Annotated in this window: 17 protein-coding genes; 13 read left to right on the forward strand and 4 right to left on the reverse strand. The window is 52.2% G+C overall.

The window, feature by feature from the left end; genetic code table 11:
- From ACTOY7_RS07065 to dnaB, 10 genes are all read left to right on the forward strand, one after another.
- Complete coding sequence (locus tag ACTOY7_RS07065; protein WP_482670895.1) at positions 1-486, forward strand: hypothetical protein; 486 nt, start codon at positions 1-3, stop codon at positions 484-486.
- Positions 487-942: 456 nt separating this feature from the next.
- Complete coding sequence (locus tag ACTOY7_RS07070) at positions 943-1,578, forward strand: lactate utilization protein (protein ID WP_482670894.1); 636 nt, start codon at positions 943-945, stop codon at positions 1,576-1,578.
- A gap of 75 nt (positions 1,579-1,653) precedes the next feature.
- Entirely contained in the window at positions 1,654-2,595 is a 942-nt protein-coding gene (gene srtB / locus ACTOY7_RS07075; protein ID WP_300885062.1) for a class B sortase, read from the forward strand.
- 46 nt (positions 2,596-2,641) lie between these two features.
- Positions 2,642-2,830 carry a DUF951 domain-containing protein gene (locus ACTOY7_RS07080; protein WP_160280629.1) on the forward strand — a complete coding sequence of 63 codons (189 nt, stop codon included), beginning with the start codon at positions 2,642-2,644 and terminating at the stop codon, positions 2,828-2,830.
- A 200-nt stretch (positions 2,831-3,030) separates the two neighbouring features.
- Positions 3,031-3,318, forward strand: a complete 288-nt coding sequence (rpsF, locus tag ACTOY7_RS07085; protein ID WP_160280505.1) for a 30S ribosomal protein S6 — start codon at positions 3,031-3,033, stop codon at positions 3,316-3,318.
- Positions 3,319-3,333: 15 nt separating this feature from the next.
- Positions 3,334-3,804 carry a single-stranded DNA-binding protein gene (locus ACTOY7_RS07090; RefSeq protein ID WP_160280504.1) on the forward strand — a complete coding sequence of 157 codons (471 nt, stop codon included), beginning with the start codon at positions 3,334-3,336 and terminating at the stop codon, positions 3,802-3,804.
- A gap of 132 nt (positions 3,805-3,936) precedes the next feature.
- On the forward strand, positions 3,937-4,203 hold the full coding sequence (gene rpsR, locus ACTOY7_RS07095; RefSeq protein ID WP_160280503.1) for a 30S ribosomal protein S18: 267 nt from the start codon (positions 3,937-3,939) through the stop codon (positions 4,201-4,203).
- A gap of 410 nt (positions 4,204-4,613) precedes the next feature.
- On the forward strand, positions 4,614-6,656 hold the full coding sequence (locus ACTOY7_RS07100) for a DHH family phosphoesterase (protein ID WP_482670893.1): 2,043 nt from the start codon (positions 4,614-4,616) through the stop codon (positions 6,654-6,656).
- A 120-nt stretch (positions 6,657-6,776) separates the two neighbouring features.
- Positions 6,777-7,226, forward strand: coding sequence for a 50S ribosomal protein L9 (gene rplI / locus ACTOY7_RS07105; RefSeq protein WP_394683861.1), 450 nt, complete (start codon positions 6,777-6,779; stop codon positions 7,224-7,226).
- 82 nt (positions 7,227-7,308) lie between these two features.
- Positions 7,309-8,652, forward strand: a complete 1,344-nt coding sequence (dnaB, locus tag ACTOY7_RS07110; RefSeq protein ID WP_160280500.1) for a replicative DNA helicase — start codon at positions 7,309-7,311, stop codon at positions 8,650-8,652.
- Positions 8,653-8,723: 71 nt separating this feature from the next.
- Here the strand turns inward: dnaB and ACTOY7_RS07115 are convergent, their stop codons facing one another.
- A complete protein-coding gene (locus ACTOY7_RS07115; RefSeq protein WP_482670892.1) occupies positions 8,724-9,662 on the reverse strand; it encodes a MerR family transcriptional regulator in 939 nt (312 codons plus the stop codon).
- 418 nt (positions 9,663-10,080) lie between these two features.
- Here ACTOY7_RS07115 and ACTOY7_RS07120 point away from each other — a divergent pair, with 418 nt between their 5' ends.
- Together ACTOY7_RS07120 and ACTOY7_RS07125 are read left to right on the forward strand one after the other, a co-directional pair.
- Positions 10,081-12,636, forward strand: coding sequence for a hybrid sensor histidine kinase/response regulator (locus tag ACTOY7_RS07120; RefSeq protein ID WP_300885065.1), 2,556 nt, complete (start codon positions 10,081-10,083; stop codon positions 12,634-12,636).
- A 102-nt stretch (positions 12,637-12,738) separates the two neighbouring features.
- Positions 12,739-14,115, forward strand: coding sequence for an extracellular solute-binding protein (locus ACTOY7_RS07125; protein ID WP_160280497.1), 1,377 nt, complete (start codon positions 12,739-12,741; stop codon positions 14,113-14,115).
- A gap of 122 nt (positions 14,116-14,237) precedes the next feature.
- Here the strand turns inward: ACTOY7_RS07125 and fdxA are convergent, their stop codons facing one another.
- Positions 14,238-14,408: a 4Fe-4S ferredoxin gene (gene fdxA, locus ACTOY7_RS07130; RefSeq protein ID WP_160280496.1), complete on the reverse strand. Its 171-nt coding sequence runs from the start codon at positions 14,406-14,408 to the stop codon at positions 14,238-14,240.
- A gap of 347 nt (positions 14,409-14,755) precedes the next feature.
- On the opposite strand from fdxA, the gene ACTOY7_RS07135 reads away from it, so the two are divergent.
- Entirely contained in the window at positions 14,756-16,246 is a 1,491-nt protein-coding gene (locus ACTOY7_RS07135) for a substrate-binding domain-containing protein (protein WP_482670891.1), read from the forward strand.
- A 141-nt stretch (positions 16,247-16,387) separates the two neighbouring features.
- Here ACTOY7_RS07135 and ACTOY7_RS07140 read toward each other — a convergent pair whose 3' ends face one another.
- Together ACTOY7_RS07140 and ACTOY7_RS07145 are read right to left on the reverse strand one after the other, a co-directional pair.
- On the reverse strand, positions 16,388-16,678 hold the full coding sequence (locus ACTOY7_RS07140) for a hypothetical protein (RefSeq protein ID WP_330690645.1): 291 nt from the start codon (positions 16,676-16,678) through the stop codon (positions 16,388-16,390).
- A gap of 10 nt (positions 16,679-16,688) precedes the next feature.
- The gene (locus ACTOY7_RS07145; protein WP_160280494.1) at positions 16,689-18,095 is read right to left on the reverse strand and encodes a sensor histidine kinase; all 1,407 of its coding nucleotides are present in this window, start codon (positions 18,093-18,095) and stop codon (positions 16,689-16,691) included.
- Between the last annotated feature and the right edge of the window lie 57 nt (positions 18,096-18,152).

Below are 18,152 nucleotides of genomic sequence, written 5' to 3' on the forward strand. Positions count from 1 at the left end.
ATGACGAAGGAGCAAATGAGAAAGGAAGCGGCAGAGAGGATGCATATGCTGGGGCTTCTGGATGAAAAGGAGCAATCTGTGATCCGGGATTTTGAAGAGGAACATAAGGTATATGTAAGCAGGCCGACGAATCTGGGCGTGATGGTGGGAGTTCTCTATGAATGGTCGGATGAAGAGAGAAAGCTGGTTGAAAAAGTAGAGAATCAGTTTCAGATCCTGGTCTATCATGTGATCAGAAACGTAACCAACGCAGGTATCCTTTACGCAATGCTCTCTGTCTCTTCTTATGAAGAAGAATGGCAGGCGGAGAGGAAGGCGCTGAAAGGCATTGAAGCGGGTGGGGCAAATCCTCTGGCCTATGTGTGGAATGCCGGATTGCAGGATGAAGAAGCTCTGGATCTGTCAAAGGGGTTCGGAGAATGGGGCTCCATTCTTGTTGTCAGAGGGGAAGGCGGACTTTGCCAGATCTTTCCGGATTATGAATAAGTTCTGCTGACCGAAGGAGGAAAACCATGGGTTATCATTACAAATACAAGGAGTACATTGGTGCTGTTATAAATGTTATTTAAAACTTCGCGGGAGTAAAACGGAGCCTTTTGATACAACAAGACTGCAGAACGCGAAATATATCTCACTGGAAGAAGCAAAACGTATTGTGAGAAATGCAGACGCGCTGAAGCAGAAAAAGCAGGCCGTTCTGGCGGCAGCTTTGGGGTTGCTGCTTTTAGGTGATAAGGAGAAGTAACCCCTATTTACGGGTAAAAGCCTCAATGTTAAATTTTGAAGACCGAGGCACGAAGGAATGCCCCTGGCTCGCTGTGAATTGTAGGACAATGGTTATTATTTCGATGTTTTTTACAACCATTCCGTTGTCTTTTCCCATCATGACTGCTATAATAAAAAACACGACATTGATTTGGAACAGTAGAAAGGCGGAAAAAAATGAACGTAAGAGAGAAGCGCAACGAAGTATTGGGCTCACGCGTAGTAAAGGCCCTGGAATCCCGCAACATGGAAGCTTATTATGTAAAGACAAAGGAAGAGGCCCTGGCCAAAGCCCTGGAGCTCATTCCGGAGGGCAGCTCGGTCAGCTGGGGCGGCAGCATGTCCGCACAGGAGATCGGCCTTTTGGACGCGGTCCGCGCAGGAAATTACGAGGTGCTGGACCGGGGGACGAAGGAGACCCGCGCGGAGCAGGAAGAGGTCATGCGCCAGGCGCTGAACTGCGATGTATTCCTGGGCAGCGCCAACGCGCTCAGCGAGGACGGGATCCTGGTCAACATCGATGGAAACGCGAACCGTGTGGCGGCCTACGCTTACGGCCCGAAAACGGTTCTGCTGATCGTAGGTATGAACAAGGTGGTCAAGACCGAGGCCGATGCCATGAGCCGCGCAAAAAATGAGGCGGCGCCCATCAACGCGCAGCGGTTCGGCATCCAGACCCCATGCGTAAAGAACGGAACCTGCGCAGACTGCAAGTCTCCGGAATGCATCTGCTGTCAGATCCTGATCACCAGATTTTCCAAGGTCCCGAAGAGGACGAAGGTGATCCTGGTAGATGAAAATCTTGGGTTTTAGAAAGCATCCAAAACAGCACCAAACGGTTCTGAGGTACATATAAATTTAAGAAAGGCAGGCTGTGCAGGCAGAACGATGGAAAAGAAGAATATGAAAGGCAGGCAGGCCCCGGCAGGCAGATCCGGCGGCAAAACCAGCGGCAAAACAGGCGCCGGAACAACGGGCGGCAAAGCAGCCCGGGGAAAAGCTTCCGGGAAGTCCGGTAAAGCCTCCGCAAAAAAAGGCGGAGGCAGAAAAAATAAAAAAGAAGGTAAAAAGGGCGGCAGCCTGCTCACCACATTGATCATGCTCATTGCATTCGGCATCCTGGCCGTTTCCGTTTACCAGATCGTGATGATGGTCCTTCCATATTATACCGGCGGACAAGAGTACGATAAGGTTAAAGAAATGGCAGTCACGGAGCCTGACTCTGGAGAAGAGGGGGAAGAGAAAAAGCCCGGGGACGGTTTCCAGGTGGATTTTGAAGCGCTTTTGGCGGAGAACCCGGACACGGTTGCCTGGATCCGGATGGAGGAGCCGGCCATCATCAGCTACCCCGTCGTCAAAAGCAGGGACAATGAAGAATACCTGACAAAGACATTTTCCGCAAATGACAATAAGCTGGGAGCGATCTTCCTGGATAAGCGGAGCCATTCCTCTTTCACCGACCGGAATTCCTTCATCTACGGTCACAACCTGAAGGTGGGCGGTGAGATGTTTTCCCAGCTCAGCGCCTATGCGGATGAGGAGTTCTGCAAGCAGCATCCTTATTTCTATATTTATACGCCCGACGGCATGACCAAGGTCTACCAGGTATTTTCAGCAGGCGTGGTAAAGGCGGTTGCGGAGAATTATAATCTGAACTACAATACGGATGAAGATTTTCTGAATTACCTGGAGCTGTGTAAAAATTCATCCAATTATCAGGTAGAGGCGGACCTGCATGCAGGCTCCCGGATCGTCAGCCTTTCCACCTGTACCAATGTGCTGGAGGATGAGCGGTTTCTGGTTCAGGGTGTGCTGATTGAGGAATACTGATTTATCTGTGTGAAGGAATCTGACATGGATTTTAGGAGGGATCATGATGGCGGATCGTTTTGCGGTAGGGGACATCATCCGGCTGAAAAAGCAGCACCCATGCGGGAATTTCGAGTGGGAGGTGCTCCGGGTAGGGGCGGACTTCCGTCTGAAATGCTGCGGCTGCGGGCATCAGGTGATGGTACCCAGGAAATTGGTGGAAAAAAATACGAGGGAAATTCGCAAAAAGGCTTGAATCATAAAATGTCTTGTGCTATGATAAGTACCTGTGTGACATACACATTGGTTTACAGCTGTTTGAGGACGGCAGACAACAGGATCGGCCGTTGTACTGAACAGCAGTGTCAGGTTGTGCAGATCTGACATCTGACAGACAATTATATTCCTTGCTCCCGGGCAGGCGGGGGCCAGAGACCAGAAGGAGGTGCAGGACACATGAACAAGTATGAGTTAGCCGTTGTTGTCAGCGCAAAGCTCGAAGACGATGCAAGAGCAGAAGTAGTAGAGAAGGTAAAAGCATTGATCACCCGTTTCGGCGGCAATGTAACAGACGTTGACGAATGGGGCAAGAGAAGATTTGCTTATGAGATCCAGAAGATGAAAGAAGGATACTACTACTTTGTACACTTCGAGTCTGACGCGGCTGTTCCGGGTGAAGTGGAACAGCGTATCCGTATCATGGATAACGTGCTCAGATATTTATGCGTGAAACAGGAGGCATAAAAGAAAGAGGTATATATGAATAAAGTAGTTTTGGTGGGTCGCCTGACAAGGGACCCCGAAGTCAGATATTCACAGGGTGACAGCGCAACTGCAGTAGCAAGATATACGATCGCCGTAGACCGCAGATTCAAGAGGGACAACGAGCCCACCGCTGATTTTATTCCGTGTGTGATCTTCGGACGCTCCGCGGAGTTTGCGGAGAAGTATTTTCGCCAGGGTATGCGCGTAGCCATTTCCGGACGGATCCAGACCGGAAGCTACACGAATAAGGACGGCGTGAAGGTGTACACGACAGAAGTGATCGTAGAGGAACAGGAGTTTGCGGAGAGCAAGTCTGAGTTTGAAGCGAACCGCGGTTCCTATCAGCAGAACTCTTATCAGCAGCAGAACAACTACCAGCAGTCGGCGCCTTCGCCGGCGGCAGATGTGGGTGATGGCTTCATGAACATCCCGGACGGGATAGATGAGGAACTGCCGTTTAGTTAAATTTGCCGAAAGGGTATGATCCCGCGGGAATCCTGCGGATTGAGCGGAATCTGCCTGGTAATATAATAGACGTTCCTAACCGATCCGTATGGCAGTCCATGCGGAGGCTATAAATTCAGGAGGTAAAGGAAGATGGCTTACGAAAAGGGAAGCAGACCAGAGGGCGGCTTCAAGAGAAGAGGCCCTGTACGCAGAAGGAAAAAAGTATGCGTATTCTGCGGAAAAGAAAATAACGAGATTGATTACAAAGACGTGGTAAAGCTGAAGAAGTACATCTCTGAGAGAGGGAAGATCCTTCCGAGAAGAATCACAGGCAACTGCGCAAAGCATCAGAGAGCGCTTACCGTAGCGATCAAGAGAGCAAGACACATCGCTCTGATGCCGTACGTTCAGGATTAATTGAAAAAAGATATGTAAATGAGCTGCCGTACCGGGGATCCAGAGGATTCCGGCGCGGCAGTTTTTGTGTGCCCGGCGGGCGCGCGTTCTGGTAAATATCGAACCGTTCAGAGCGCGGACCCGTCTGCTGCCGCTCTGAATCATTATCCCACATTTTATATTCCCTCCCGGCGCAGATTCAGATTATAGTGGATTAATTTCAAAAAAGGTGATATACTAGACCTGTTAGTGACCGGAAAAGCCATCCGGCGCTGCTTTCCGGCAGGGCAGGCGGTTTGATCCGGCGGGGTGTTTTCCTGATGGCATGCTGTACATACATGCCGGGAGGGGCGGACGTATCAGGGCAGACGATTCCGACTCAGTGGGAGCGCTGCAGAGGATACGGTCCGATGAGATGAAGAGGAAAAAACATGAAAAAGAAAGATGTGCGTTTGAAGGGACAGTTAAAGATGTATATGCGATGGCCGCTCATCATGACGGTACTTTTGATCGCAATGAACTTCTGGATGTATCGGATCGACAGACAGGCGGCCGGGATGATGTCCGTGTTCGTCATCATCTATGCGGCGGTCGTCGGTATCCTGTATTTCCACAACCGTTCTTTGATTCTGGCCGATATGATCCAGTTCTCGACCCAGTATAAGGGGATACAGAATACCCTTCTGCGGGAGCTGGCCATTCCCTACGCCATTCTGATGGAGGACGGCCGGATCGTGTGGAAGAACGACCGGTTTGAGGAGGAATTCTGCGGTAGGCGGCGGGAGAGGTATCTGAACAAGCTGATCCCGGAGATCGGCCGAAGCGTATTTCCGGGAGATGAGGAGAACGCGGAGCTGGAGATCCAGCATAACGGGCGGGATTACCAGGTCCATCTCAGCAAGGTTTCCATGGAAGGCTTCAGCGAGACAGAGGATGTACTGCATATTCCCAGGGACAAGGAATTTTTTGTGGTCATCTATATGACCGACGTGACGGAATTGAATGCCAATCTGCGGGAGATCGACAATCAGCGAATGATCGCCGGCCTGATCTACATCGACAATTATGATGAGATCATGGACAGCGTGGAGGAGGTGCGCCAGTCCCTTTTGGTGGCGCTGATTGACCGCAAGATCAATAAATATATCAACGATGCCGACGGGCTTGTGAAGAAAATGGAAAAGGACAAGTACTTTATCGTCATCAAAAAGGAAGCTTATCAGAAGTTTGAAGCGGACCGGTTTTCGCTGCTGGAGGATGTGAAGCAGGTGAACATCGGCAACGCGCGTTCGGCTACGCTGAGTATCGGCCTGGGCGTGAATACATCTACTTATGCGCAGAGCTACGATTATGCCCGCATGGCGATTGACCTGGCGCTGGCCAGGGGCGGCGATCAGGCGGTAGTAAAGGACTGCCACGGATTGAAATATTACGGCGGAAAGAAGGAGCAGACCTCCAAGAATACGCGGGTCAAGGCCAGGGTCAAGGCGGAGGCGCTTCGGGAGTTCATTGTGGCCAAGGACCAGATCTTTGTCATGGGACACCGGCTGGCGGATGCCGACAGTCTCGGCGCCTGCATGGGGATCTACCGTGCGGCGAAGGAGCTGGGCAAGAAGGCGCATGTGGTGCTGGAGGAGGTTTCCAATTCCATCCGGCCGCTGTATGATGAGATTTTGGACAGCTCCGCTTATGAGAGCGATATTTTCCTGACGCCGGACAGGGCGCTGGACCGGATCAATGAAAATTCCATGGTGGTGGTGGTGGATACTAACAAGCCGCCTATGACGGAGTGTCCGGAGTTGCTCAAGCGGTCCAAGACCATTGCCGTACTAGACCACCACAGACAGGGCAGCATGGTCATTGAAAATGCGGTGCTCTCCTATGTAGAGCCTTATTCCTCGTCTACCTGTGAAATGGTGGCGGAGGTGCTGCAGTATATCGTAGACGACCTGCGGATTCCATCGGTGGAGGCGGACTGCCTGTACGCCGGGATCATGATCGACACCCGGAATTTTATGAACCGGACCGGAGTAAGGACCTTTGAGGCGGCGGCATTTTTAAGAAGGTGCGGCGCGGATATTACGCGAGTGAGAAAGATGTTCCGGGACGATATGGAGTCCTACCGCGCGAAGGCGGAGACCGTGCGTATGGCCGAGGTTTACCGCAGCGAGTATGCCATCGCGGAGTGCCCGGGCGATATCGACAGCCCCACGGTACTGGGGGCGCAGGCGGCCAATGAGCTGCTGGATATCAGCGGGATCAAGGCGTCCTTTGTACTTACCATTTACAATGGAAGAATTTTCCTCAGCGCCCGTTCCATCGACGAGGTCAATGTTCAGATCATTGCGGAAAAGCTGGGCGGCGGCGGGCATATCAATGCGGCAGGCGCGCAGTTTGACCATACGAACGTGCAGGAAGCGATCCGCAGATTGAAGGAGACCATCGACCAGATGATTGAGGCGGGGGATATTTAATAAAGATAGTCTGCTGTCCAGAACAGCGGGATGTCCTTGGGTATACCTTAGGAAACAGGTGAATGGCCATAATGGGATGCCCTTGGGCATAGATATAGAGAATAAAAGGAGTTGTATACTATGAAAGTCATTTTACTGCAGGATGTAAAGTCTCTCGGAAAAGAGGGAGAAATTGTAAATGTCAATGACGGCTACGCAAGGAATTTCATCATTCCGAAGAAGCTGGGCGTGGAAGCGAACAGCAAAAACATGAATGACCTGAAGCTGAAAAAGAACAATGAGGAAAAGATCGCCAAGGAGAATAAAGAGGCGGCCGAAAAGCTGGCCGGGGAACTGAAAGCCGGACAGGTCGCGCTTAAGATCAAGGTGGGCGAAGGCGGAAAGGCGTTTGGTTCCGTGTCCGCAAAGGAAATCGCTGCCGCGGTCAAGGATCAGATGGGCCTGGACGTGGACAAAAAGAAGATCCAGCTCAAGGAAACGCTGAAAACACTGGGAACACATATAGTTCCGGTGAAGCTGCATCCGGAAGTGACCGCGGAATTGAAGGTAGAGATCGGGGAAGAGGCATAATGAATACTCACGGCAGATCTTATCGGCTGTGAGTATCACAAATATTCCACCTGTACGGTTGGATGATGAGGAGTAAAAATAGATGGAAGAGGCGGTAATTAAACGGATCCTGCCTCATAGCACAGAAGCGGAGTCCGCCGTCATCGGGGCGATGCTGATGAATAAGGATGCCATTTTGGAGACAACGGAGATCCTCACAGGAGAGGACTTCTATCAGACTGCATATGGCATCCTGTTTGACGCTATGGCAGAATTATTTCATATGGGAAAGCCGGTGGACCTGATCACACTGCAGGAGCACTTGAAAGAGAAGAATGTTCCGCCGGAGGTCAGCAGCCTGGAGTTCGCGAAGGATATCCTGGCAGGCTTCCAGACCTCGGCAAACGCAAAAGCCTATGCGCAGATCATCAAGGAAAAGGCAACTCTGCGCAGGCTGATCAAGCTCAATGAGGAGATCGCCAACACCTGCTACCTGGAAAATCGTCCCCTGGAGGAAATCCTGGAAATGACGGAAAAGCGGGTATTTGAGCTGGTGGAGCGGGGCAATTTCCAAGACTTTGTGCCCATCAAGCAGGTCGTTCTCAACGCCCTGGAGGTCATTGAGAGGGCCTCCAAAACAAGAGGCACCGTAACCGGCATCCCGACCGGGTTTATCGATCTGGATTATAAGCTGTCGGGCCTGCAAAGGTCGGACCTGATCCTGATTGCGGCCCGACCGTCTATGGGAAAGACCGCGTTTGTGCTGAATATTGCGCAGCATGTGGCATTTCGGCAAAATCTTTCGGTGGCCGTGTTCAGTCTCGAAATGTCCAAGGAGCAGCTGGTGAACCGTCTGTTTTCTCTGGAATCCCACGTGGACGCGCAGCTTCTGCGTACCGGGAATCTGAAGGATACGGACTGGGAAAAACTGATCGAGGGCGCAGGGATCATCGGAAAATCCAGGCTGATCATAGACGATACCTCTGGAATCTCCATCGCTGAGATGCGCTCCAAATGTCGGAAATTCAAGCTGGAACAGAACCTGGACCTGATCATCATCGATTATCTGCAGCTGATGAGCGGGAGCAGCAAGAGGAGCAACGAGAGCCGCCAGCAGGAGATTTCAGAGATCTCCCGTTCCCTAAAGGGGCTGGCAAGGGAGCTGAACGTGCCGGTCATCGCGCTGTCCCAGCTGAGCCGTGCGGTGGAATCCCGAAACGATAAGCGTCCCATGCTTTCCGACCTGCGTGAGTCAGGGGCCATCGAGCAGGACGCTGACGTGTGTATGTTTATTTACAGGGATGATTATTACAACCACGATTCCGAGGATAAGAACATCGCGGAAATCATCATTGCCAAGCAGAGGAACGGCCCCATCGGGACCATTCGGCTGGCATGGATGCCGCAGTATACGCGATTTGGAAATGAAGAGCGGCAGCCGCAGTAGAAACGGAGCAAAAATAATCTTACCATACTGCAAGTACCTGAGGAACTGTCCCAAAAGCACGGGGCAGTTCTTTATGTAAGCAGCTTCTTCAACTTCCCCAGCGGTGTTTCCCTGGCGGCTTCCCGCCGTCCGGCCTGCTGCTGGCGTATGAGCACATCCAGCTTCCGGTAATGCTCTTCCTCCCGGCGCTCGTTTGCCTGGAAGAGAAAATCCATTTCGCGGATGACATCAGAAGTGACCTTGCGGCTGATGTCTTTTTTTAGTGTTTCATTGTTTGCGGAAACCACATCGGTCAATACATCCCCGATCAGCGAACGCACCTGTTCCAGCTGTGTCACCTGGATCACATCAGCTTCCGGAGCTGCCGGATGGGCGGAAGCCAGGGAGGCCGATCCCTGCATACAGTCTGCCGCACGGTCTGTCCCGTCGGAGCGTATATCGTCGGTTCTGCTGTCTGTCCCGTCGGAGCGTATATCATTGGTTCTGCTGTCTGCCTTGGCGGCCTGTATATCATCCGATTTGCTGCCTGCCCCGATTGCCTTGCTGCCTGCCCCGATTGCCTTACTGCCTGCCCTGATTGCCTTGCTGCCTGCCTCGTCTGCTTTGCTGCCCGGCCCATCAGCCTGCATGCCGCTTGTTTTACCGCCTGCATCACTGGTATGTACGCCGTACGCCTTGTTCGCTTCCGCCTTTGAACTCCCGCCTTCCCCGCCTTCGGCTGCTTCTTTCTCTGCTCCTTCCTCTGCATCTTCCGCCCTGGCAGCGTTCAGCCGTTTTCGGGCTGCGGTTAATTCGGGGATCATAAATTTCAGATCACGCAGGAGCATTCCCTCATTCTTCAGTTTCTGGATACAAAGAAAAAGCTGTATGTCATCTTCCGTATAGCATCGATGTCCCATGTCAGTGCGGCCGATCTCCAGCCCAAGTTCGTCTTCCCAGTAGCGAAGAACGTGGGATTCTACCTGGAGCTTTTTGGCCGCCTCAGAAATCATGTACCTGACCTCGCCCATATATATGATACCTCCTTAGGATTATGATACACTTTCGGAATCAGGCACAAAGAGATTCTTAAGCCTGTCCACCTGCTTTCGCCCCCTATTATACCATATGGAACAGCAGGGGATGAAAAAAAGCGTTCGTCAAATAAAGACATTTTTTCCTTTTTTTATTTGCTGTTATCCATATTCATACTTCACGTACAGAGAAAAAAGTGATATTATAAATAATATGGGAACTTCTGAGTATAGGAACTGTGCAAAAATAATCGTACCATTTTGCTTGCCCAAATCTTCATACACTGCGTTGTCGTCAATCGACGTACCCCGGTACGCCTCATTCCTTCGCCTTGTGTCTGAAAATTTGTTCTGCGCAAAAAGGCAAGTTATTTTTGCGCAATTCCATAGAGAAAATCCGGGAGGATCTAAGGAAATGGAGAATAAGTCAAAAAATACACGATATCTGATCGTCAGCCTGATATTTGTGCTGATCCTGTGTATTTTCGTTTTCACATTCCAGGCGGTACACATGCGGGAAAAGAGCGCGGAGACGATCAGCGATATCGGAGGTATCTACATGTCCGGGATGGGGGATCATGTGGCCGAGCATTTTGGAACGACTATCGGACTGCGCCTTTCCCAGGTAGGAGACCTGGTAGAATCCGTGCCTCCGGGAAATGTGGGAAACGCGGATGTGATGCGCGTCAACCTGTCCCACAATGGACGGATGCGGGAATTTACCAGTCTGGCGCTTGTCGCGGAGGACGGTACATATGAGATGATCTACGGCAATGACGCCGACCCGGCCGACCCGGAGACATTCATGCGGTCACTCCGCAGCGGGCACAGCAAGATCGCCGCGGCGACGGACAGGCTGGGAGACACGATGATCCTGATGGGGATGCCGGCGGTTTACCCCATGAAGGACGGCGGGGAAAGCATCGCGCTTGTGGCAGGGCTTCCGGTCAGCTACATCGGCGAAACCCTGGCACTGAACATCAGCGACGAGACCATGGAATATTATATGATATTAAAAAACGGCGACTTTATTTTCCGGGGCGACGGGCTGGACGGCGGCAATTACTTTGACCGGGTCAGAAAACGCTATGACAGCGTGCTGGGCATGAAAAAGGAGACCTTTATCCAGGAACTGCAGGTTGCTATGGAGGTCAATGAGGAATACGACATTGAATTCACACTGGATGGGGAGCGGCGGCATATGTACTGCACCCGCCTGCCCAATTCCGAATGGTATCTGCTGGTCGGCATGTCCTACAACCTGATGGACGAGACCATCGACCACTTCGGAGATCAGTGGACATTCACGGCGCTGGCGGACTGCGCGCTGATCGTGCTGGCCCTTCTCCTTGTATTTGCGGGATATTTCCGGCTGATGCGCCAGCAGATGCATTCTCTGGATGAGGCGCGGAAGGCGGCGGAGCGGGCAAGCAAGGCAAAGAGTGAATTTCTTTCCAATATGAGCCATGACATCCGGACTCCGATGAACGGGATTGTGGGGATGACGACCATCGCCATTTCCAATATTGATGATACCCAGCAGGTACAGCATTGTTTGAAAAAGATCGCGTTTTCCAGCGGGCATCTGCTGGGGATGATCAATGATATCATGGACATGTCCAAGATCGAGAACGGGGAGCTGATCCTCAATGTGGAGCAGCTTTCGCTTCACGATGTGATGCTGAATATCGTGGGGATCATGCGGCACCAGGTGAAGGAGAAGCGGCAGAAGCTGGATGTTTATGTGCGCGACGTGACCGTGGAAAATGTATGCGGGGACAGTGTGCGGATCAACCAGATCCTGCTCAACCTTTTGAGCAACGCGGTGAAATTCACCCAGGAGGAGGGGCGGATCCAGCTCGTGCTGCAGGAAGAGCCGTCCCCCAAGGGAGACGCGTTTATCCGGGTCCATCTGCGGGTGAAGGATAACGGCGTGGGCATGCCCCGGGAATTGAAGGAGCGGATCTTCGAATCCTTTATCCGGGAAGACCATTCCCGTGTTGAAAAATCGGCAGGAGCCGGTCTGGGGCTGACCATCACCAAGTACATCGTAGAAGCCATGGGCGGCAACATCAAGGTCGAAAGCGAGCCCGGGCGGGGAAGCGCGTTCCATGTGACGGTGGATCTGGAAAAGGCGATGGCCCAGGAGCGGGAGATGGAGCTCCCGGATTGGGATTTGCTGGTCGTGGACGATGACGAGATCCACTGTGAAAATGATATTGCGGCGCTGAGGGCCATCGGGATCAAGGCGGACTGGGCGCTGAACGGGAAACGGGCGCTCCAGGAGGTACAAAAGCGTCTGGAAAAGGGAGAGAATTATTTCGCGATCCTGCTGGATTATGATATGCCGGGAATGAACGGGATCGAGACGGCGCGGGAGATCAGGAAGCTCTGCGGCGACAAGACGCCGTTCCTGCTGCTGGCGGCATTTGACTGGAATGAGGTGGAGGAAGAGGCCAAGGCCGTGGGAATCTATGGATTCCTTGCGAAGCCCCTGTTTAAGTCTACACTGTTCTACGGGCTGAAACCTCTTGCCGCTACAAAGGAAGCAGAGACTACGACGCAGGCGGACGTGGTGATGCAGTTTGCCGGGAAGCGGGCGCTGCTGGCGGAGGACAATGAGCTGAACTGGGAGATCGCAAGCGAGCTGATCTCGGATCTGGGGATCGAGCTGGACTGGGCGGAGAACGGCAAGATCTGCGTGGATATGTTTGAACAGTCGCCGCTCCATTATTACGATGTGATTCTGATGGATCTGCGGATGCCGGTGATGACCGGTTATGAGGCGGCCAGGGCAATCAGAGATCTGGACCGGGCGGACGCGGACACGATCCCGATCATTGCCATGAGCGCGGACGCCTACCGGGACGACGTGCAGAAGTGTCTGGACTGTGGCATGAACGCCCATGTTCCCAAGCCCATTGATATGCAGGAAGTGATCCGGCTGCTGGAGAAATATCTGCGGCCTTAAAGCGAGGAAAGATACAGTTCACACGGCGGTGCGCGTCATATTTTATTGAGCGCTTATCCGGCGCTTAGCATAACCGTTATGGAAGAAAGGGGATATCAGAACATGAAGAAAATGCTGGCTTTGCTGCTGGCGGCCTGCCTGGCTGCCGGCTGTACCGCCTGCGGAGGAACGTCCGGCGATTCGGGAGGAGGCAGGACGGGAAGCGGTTCGGACGGAGACGCGGAGAAGGATCAGGAAGTCGGCGCGTCCTCCGGCGGAAGCAAAGATTCTGGAAACGGTATGACGGAGATTTCACTGTGGACCTATCCGGTGGGAAACTGGGGGAATTCCGTGGTAGTGGCAGGGCTGATCTCGGACTTTATGCAGAAGTACCCGAAAATCCACATATCGGTAAAGTACCTGGATTATGCTACCGGTGATGAGGAGGTCCGTGAGGCCATAGAGGAAGGCCGGGCTCCCGACCTGATCCTGGAGGGCCCGGAACGGATGGTCGCTGACTGGGGAAATAAAGGGCTGATGGCCGATCTCAGCGACCTATGGGAAGAAGAACAGATGTCGGACAATGTCTATGAAAATGTCCGCAATGCCTGCCGGCACCGCAATGGGGAATATTACGTGTATCCCCTCTGCATGACGACTCACTGCATGGCGATCAATTACGACATGTTCGAGGCGGCCGGCGCTCTGAAATATATTGACGAAGAGAACCACACCTGGACGACGGACGGATTTGTGAACGCGGTCAAAACGCTGAAAGACGACGGACAGGAGAAGGTCGGTGTCATATTCTGCGGCGGACAGGGCGGGGACCAGGGAACGCGCGCCCTGGTAAATAACCTGTATGGAGGTACGTTTACGGATCCGGAGCATGCGGAATATATGATCAACAGCGAGGAAAACATCCGGGCGCTGGAACTGCTCCAGGGAATGGACGGCATTTCCTTTGAACCGGATATCGTGGGGCAGGATGAGGTGGCGATGTTCTGCAATGGAGAGCTTGCGATGGCATTTTGCTGGAACGTGTCCCTGGAGGTCAGCCAGACAGCCATGAACCCGGAGCGGGAATTCGACATCTTTCCCATGGCATTTCCCACCAGCGATGGGGAACCCAGCCTGCAGGGCGGAATCTGGGGATTCGGAGTCTTTGACAACGGCGATGAAGCCAGGACCGAAGCAGCCAAGACATTTATCAAATTCATGACGGAGGATGAGAAGCAGTATATCAAATCCGTCCAGACCGCAGTGTACTGGCCGGTCCGCGACATGGAGGATATCTATGTAAATGATGATATCATGCGGGAGTACAGCATTTTTACAAAATACATGGGCGACTATTATCAGATCACGCCGGGCTGGGCCCAGGCGCGGACCGCATGGTGGCAGATGCTGCAGGAGGTCGGGGAAGGCCGGCCGGCGGCTCAGGCTGCGGAGACATTTGTGAAGACTGCGGATGAGGCGGCAGAGGCGGCGCTGGAGTAAGGAGAGGAGCTTATAGTGATAAAATAAAAAAGTTCCCTGAAAATGGACTTCCAGGGAACTTCTTTTTTGTAAAATATTCTGTTATTCCATGAGGCTGCCTTCTGACGGGCAATATTTCTGTATTAAGCCTCTGCGATAGCGCCTGTAGGACATGCTCCTTCACATGCTCCGCAGTCGATACATGCATCAGCATCGATCACGTACTTTCCGTCTCCCTCTGCAATAGCTCCTACCGGGCATTCAGCTTCGCAAGTACCGCAGCTAACACACTCATCACTAATCACACGTGCCATAATATGTATCCTCCTTTTTATAATTGAACTTCCGGAACCATCTCTCCGCCGCTTGGACGGCTGTTCCGGTACTGTCTTCTGCAATGGAATCCATTGCTTTTTCTATTTTAATACAAAAAGGGTAAATATACAAGAAAATTCATAATAACCTTAAGAAAATATTCCTTTTTTTTTCACGAAAATCGTGTATAGTATTAAGGTATGGGTAAAATATAGAAAGAAAGGGTGTTATTACCATTCACAGCCGACCTGGCAGCATCGTCGATGGGAGTTGACGCGGCAGATGGAAATTTAGACAAGTGAAAGGTCAGTACATTTGGATGTGAATGGCAGCAGGGTGTTTTGTTATGAGACGGAAATTTATGAAAACTGCGGCTCTGGCACTTGCGGCCGCGCTGATGGTCGGTGCGTGCGCCAAAGAGACCGAACAGAATACATTTACAGGGGATACATCGGAAGAACCGGACTATCAGGTCAGCCTGAATCCGATCATGCCGTCGGCCTACCGGGATGTCCAGGGGCTGAAGCTGGAAAAGGGGACCTACATCTCCATCATTGGAAAATCAGAAGCCACTGCCTTTTGGAAAGCGGTCAGAAGCGGCGTCATGCAGGCGGCCGAGGATCTCAATCGGGAGCTGGGCTACTCCGGAAATGATAAGATCAAGGTGACCTATAACGGCCCCGCGAAGTCGGAGGACATTGATGAGCAGGTGAATATCCTGGACGAGGAGCTGTCCCGCTATCCGGATGTGATCGGGATCGCCAGCATCGACGAGGAGGCCTGTACGGTTCAGTTTGACCTTGCCACGGAGAACGGGATCCCGATCATTGCCCTGGACTCCGGAAACCAATATCCGGGGATCCAGTGTACGGTCAAGACGGACAACCAGGAGGCGGCCCGCACCGGGGCGTACAAGCTGGCGGATGAGATCGGCGGAGAAGGAGACGTGATGGTGCTGGTCCATGATTCCAAGTCCGAGACAGCCAAGGAGCGCGCGAAGAGCTTCCAGAACGAGATTGCGGAGAACTATCCGGATGTCCGGACGGCGGAAGTCGTTTACTGCGATCAGCTGGATGACCTGAAAAAGCAGATGGCGGAAGAACAGAATGAAGGGCTGGAAGAAGGTGGGCGGAAGGTAGAGAAGGAGAGCGTCACGGATGCGGATGCCGTACAGTATCTGATCGAACAGCATCCGGGGCTGAAAGGCATCTTCGGAACCAATGACAGTACCACCATGCTGGGGCTGGAGGCAATCCGGCAGGCAGAGCAGGCATGGGAAGAAGGACAGAAGGAAGAGAAAGACCAAAGGGAAGATACGGATCAGAAGGAGGACGGCAGGACACAGGAGCAGACCGGAGAGGATGCCCGGGAGCCTGGCGGGGAAATGAAGGAAGCAGCCCGGTCAGGTGATGGAGCCGGGGAGGATCAGGAGCCGGCACAGGATTCTCAGGCAGGCGGAAATGAGCCCGGAGAGAATGGGGAGAAAGAAGCCCCTCAGGAGGATTCAGAGAACGAAGATCCCGCAGATGAGGCATCCGGTGATAAGGACGGCCGATCTGACAGCGAATCCTCGGTAAGCGCAAAAGAGAACACAGATCCTGCGGAGATCGTCCTTATGGGATTTGATGTGGGCAGGGAACAGCTCAAGGCGCTGGAGGAGGGCGAGATCTCCGGGCTGGTAGTGCAGAATCCGTTTGGAATCGGGTACGCGTCCGTGGTGGCGGCGGCAAGGACTGTCCTGCAGTCCGGCAATGAGGCCCAGGTCAGTACAGGGTACCTCTGGGTGACACAGGACAATATGAATGACGCGTCGATCCAAAAGATGCTTTATCAATAATCAGACACTGCAATTTACTAAGAAACTTTGGGGTATAGAAGAAAAGAAGGTGAGGATTAAAAAATGTGTAAAATCTGTGCTTTCCGCATCAGACTTTACACATTTTTTGCATAGTGGTTCCGGAACGGATATTCGCTTATATTATTCCTTAATTTCATCAATATCTGTCAGATTCACTCCTGCTACGTTGAGAATTGCTTTTAACGTGAGATATCTCTTTTTCAACTTGGCATAGGTTTTCTCCGCATGCTCCTCTTTGGCTAATATCATATATTCCTGTATTTCTTTAAAATCGTCTATGGCTGTTTTGGCGATTTCTAAGTTTGTTGACGGCATTTGCTCACCTCCCTGGAAAATGCTGTTTACAACGTTATCTGCTTTTTTTATTATATCAAAAGCAAATTTTAGTGTAAAGCCTTTATTAAATTCCATTCATTTTCATTCACTCCACCCGCGCCAGCGAAAAGATAAATTCCGTCCCGACCCCTTCCGTACTGATCACATTGATATGCTCGTCATGAGCCAGGATCGCTTCCTTCACGATGGACAGCCCCAGACCGGTCCCTTTCTTATCCTTCCCGCGGGAAGCGTCGGACTTATAAAATCGCTCCCAGATCTTATTGATCTCCCGCTTGGGAATCCCAATCCCCGTATCCTTCACGGAGACAAAGATCTTCCCGCCTTTCTGGACTACCTCGATCTTCACCGAATCGTCATTTTCACTGAACTTGATCGCGTTGTCGATCAGATTGTAGAGCACCTGCTGGATCTTCCGGCTGTCCGCAAATACAAAGGTCTGCTCCGGCAGGAGCAGCAGCTCGATGGAAACCCGCTTCTCCGTGCAGACGCCCTCGAAGGACGCGGCGGTATTCTTGATCATTTCCTGGATATCAAAACGGGTTTTGTCCAGGAGAAGCTCCTTGGTGTCAAATTCATTCAAGGTCAGCAGGTCATTGGTCAGGTCGGTGAGCCGCTCCGTCTCAAATAAAATGATATTCAGGTATTTTTCGTGCAGCTCGGGCGGAATGGTACCGTCGGTCATGGCCTCCACATAGCCCCGGATGGAGGTCAGGGGGGAACGGAAATCATGGGATACATTTGCCACGATCTTTTTCTGGTAGTCCTCCATGTCCCCTAACTGGGCGGACATATAGTTCAGGGACGCGGACAGATAGCCCATCTCGTCCTGAGTATAAACCGGGATCTCGTAGTCCAGGTTGCCGGACGCGTACTGGGTGGCCGCTTCCGTGATCAGGCTCAGAGGCCGGTAGATGAAATAATGGAAGCCCAGCAGGAAGATGGACGACAGCATAAAAATAACCGACAGCGTGATGTAAAACGGAATCATCATACGGGTGCAGCGGCTTTCCAGAGCGGACACAGGCTGGTGGACCAGAAGGTATCCCTTGGTCTGGAAGCCTTGGATGACCGGCGCGATGACGGTCATGACCTCCTCCTGAAAATATCCGTGGTATTCCCCAGTCAGATATTGCTTCCCCCCCGTTTCCGCCGGGTCAAATTCGTCGATCCTCTCCGGCGCGGCGGTATTTTCCAGGTTTGAGGCGGTGATGAGGGTGCCGTCGGCTTCCACGAACCAGAGGGAGGCATCCAGATAAATGCGCATGGCGTTCAGCTGGGAGTGGACCGCCCAGGAGGTCGTGTTGTCCGTAAAATAGGACGGCAGATAATTGGAGGCGATCAGGTTCGCCTCCTGGTAAAGTGATTCTGAATTGGTAGCCGCAATCCGCTCCAGAAGGAGCTGCCGCCCCAGCGTGGCCGTGGTAAATATGCCTAAAAAGGCAAAGATAATATATAATAATGCAAATTTGATATGCAGAGTACTTCTCATAACGTTCTCCGTTTTTGGTTCTGAACAGGCAGGAAAGACAGATGATCTGTATATTTT

Source organism: Schaedlerella sp. (assembly GCF_056796775.1).

What these genes read in the sequence shown, in the direction of transcription:
- ACTOY7_RS07065 (WP_482670895.1), top strand. Translation starts at nt 1, where the DNA reads ATGACGAAGGAGCAAATGAGAAAGGAAGCGGCAGAGAGGATGCATATG.
- ACTOY7_RS07070 (WP_482670894.1), top strand. Translation starts at nt 943, where the DNA reads ATGAACGTAAGAGAGAAGCGCAACGAAGTATTGGGCTCACGCGTAGTA.
- srtB (WP_300885062.1), top strand. Translation starts at nt 1,654, where the DNA reads ATGGAAAAGAAGAATATGAAAGGCAGGCAGGCCCCGGCAGGCAGATCC.
- ACTOY7_RS07080 (WP_160280629.1), top strand. Translation starts at nt 2,642, where the DNA reads ATGGCGGATCGTTTTGCGGTAGGGGACATCATCCGGCTGAAAAAGCAG.
- rpsF (WP_160280505.1), top strand. Translation starts at nt 3,031, where the DNA reads ATGAACAAGTATGAGTTAGCCGTTGTTGTCAGCGCAAAGCTCGAAGAC.
- ACTOY7_RS07090 (WP_160280504.1), top strand. Translation starts at nt 3,334, where the DNA reads ATGAATAAAGTAGTTTTGGTGGGTCGCCTGACAAGGGACCCCGAAGTC.
- rpsR (WP_160280503.1), top strand. Translation starts at nt 3,937, where the DNA reads ATGGCTTACGAAAAGGGAAGCAGACCAGAGGGCGGCTTCAAGAGAAGA.
- ACTOY7_RS07100 (WP_482670893.1), top strand. Translation starts at nt 4,614, where the DNA reads ATGAAAAAGAAAGATGTGCGTTTGAAGGGACAGTTAAAGATGTATATG.
- rplI (WP_394683861.1), top strand. Translation starts at nt 6,777, where the DNA reads ATGAAAGTCATTTTACTGCAGGATGTAAAGTCTCTCGGAAAAGAGGGA.
- dnaB (WP_160280500.1), top strand. Translation starts at nt 7,309, where the DNA reads ATGGAAGAGGCGGTAATTAAACGGATCCTGCCTCATAGCACAGAAGCG.
- ACTOY7_RS07115 (WP_482670892.1), bottom strand. Translation starts at nt 9,662, where the DNA reads ATGGGCGAGGTCAGGTACATGATTTCTGAGGCGGCCAAAAAGCTCCAG.
- ACTOY7_RS07120 (WP_300885065.1), top strand. Translation starts at nt 10,081, where the DNA reads ATGGAGAATAAGTCAAAAAATACACGATATCTGATCGTCAGCCTGATA.
- ACTOY7_RS07125 (WP_160280497.1), top strand. Translation starts at nt 12,739, where the DNA reads ATGAAGAAAATGCTGGCTTTGCTGCTGGCGGCCTGCCTGGCTGCCGGC.
- fdxA (WP_160280496.1), bottom strand. Translation starts at nt 14,408, where the DNA reads ATGGCACGTGTGATTAGTGATGAGTGTGTTAGCTGCGGTACTTGCGAA.
- ACTOY7_RS07135 (WP_482670891.1), top strand. Translation starts at nt 14,756, where the DNA reads ATGAGACGGAAATTTATGAAAACTGCGGCTCTGGCACTTGCGGCCGCG.
- ACTOY7_RS07140 (WP_330690645.1), bottom strand. Translation starts at nt 16,678, where the DNA reads ATGGAATTTAATAAAGGCTTTACACTAAAATTTGCTTTTGATATAATA.
- ACTOY7_RS07145 (WP_160280494.1), bottom strand. Translation starts at nt 18,095, where the DNA reads ATGAGAAGTACTCTGCATATCAAATTTGCATTATTATATATTATCTTT.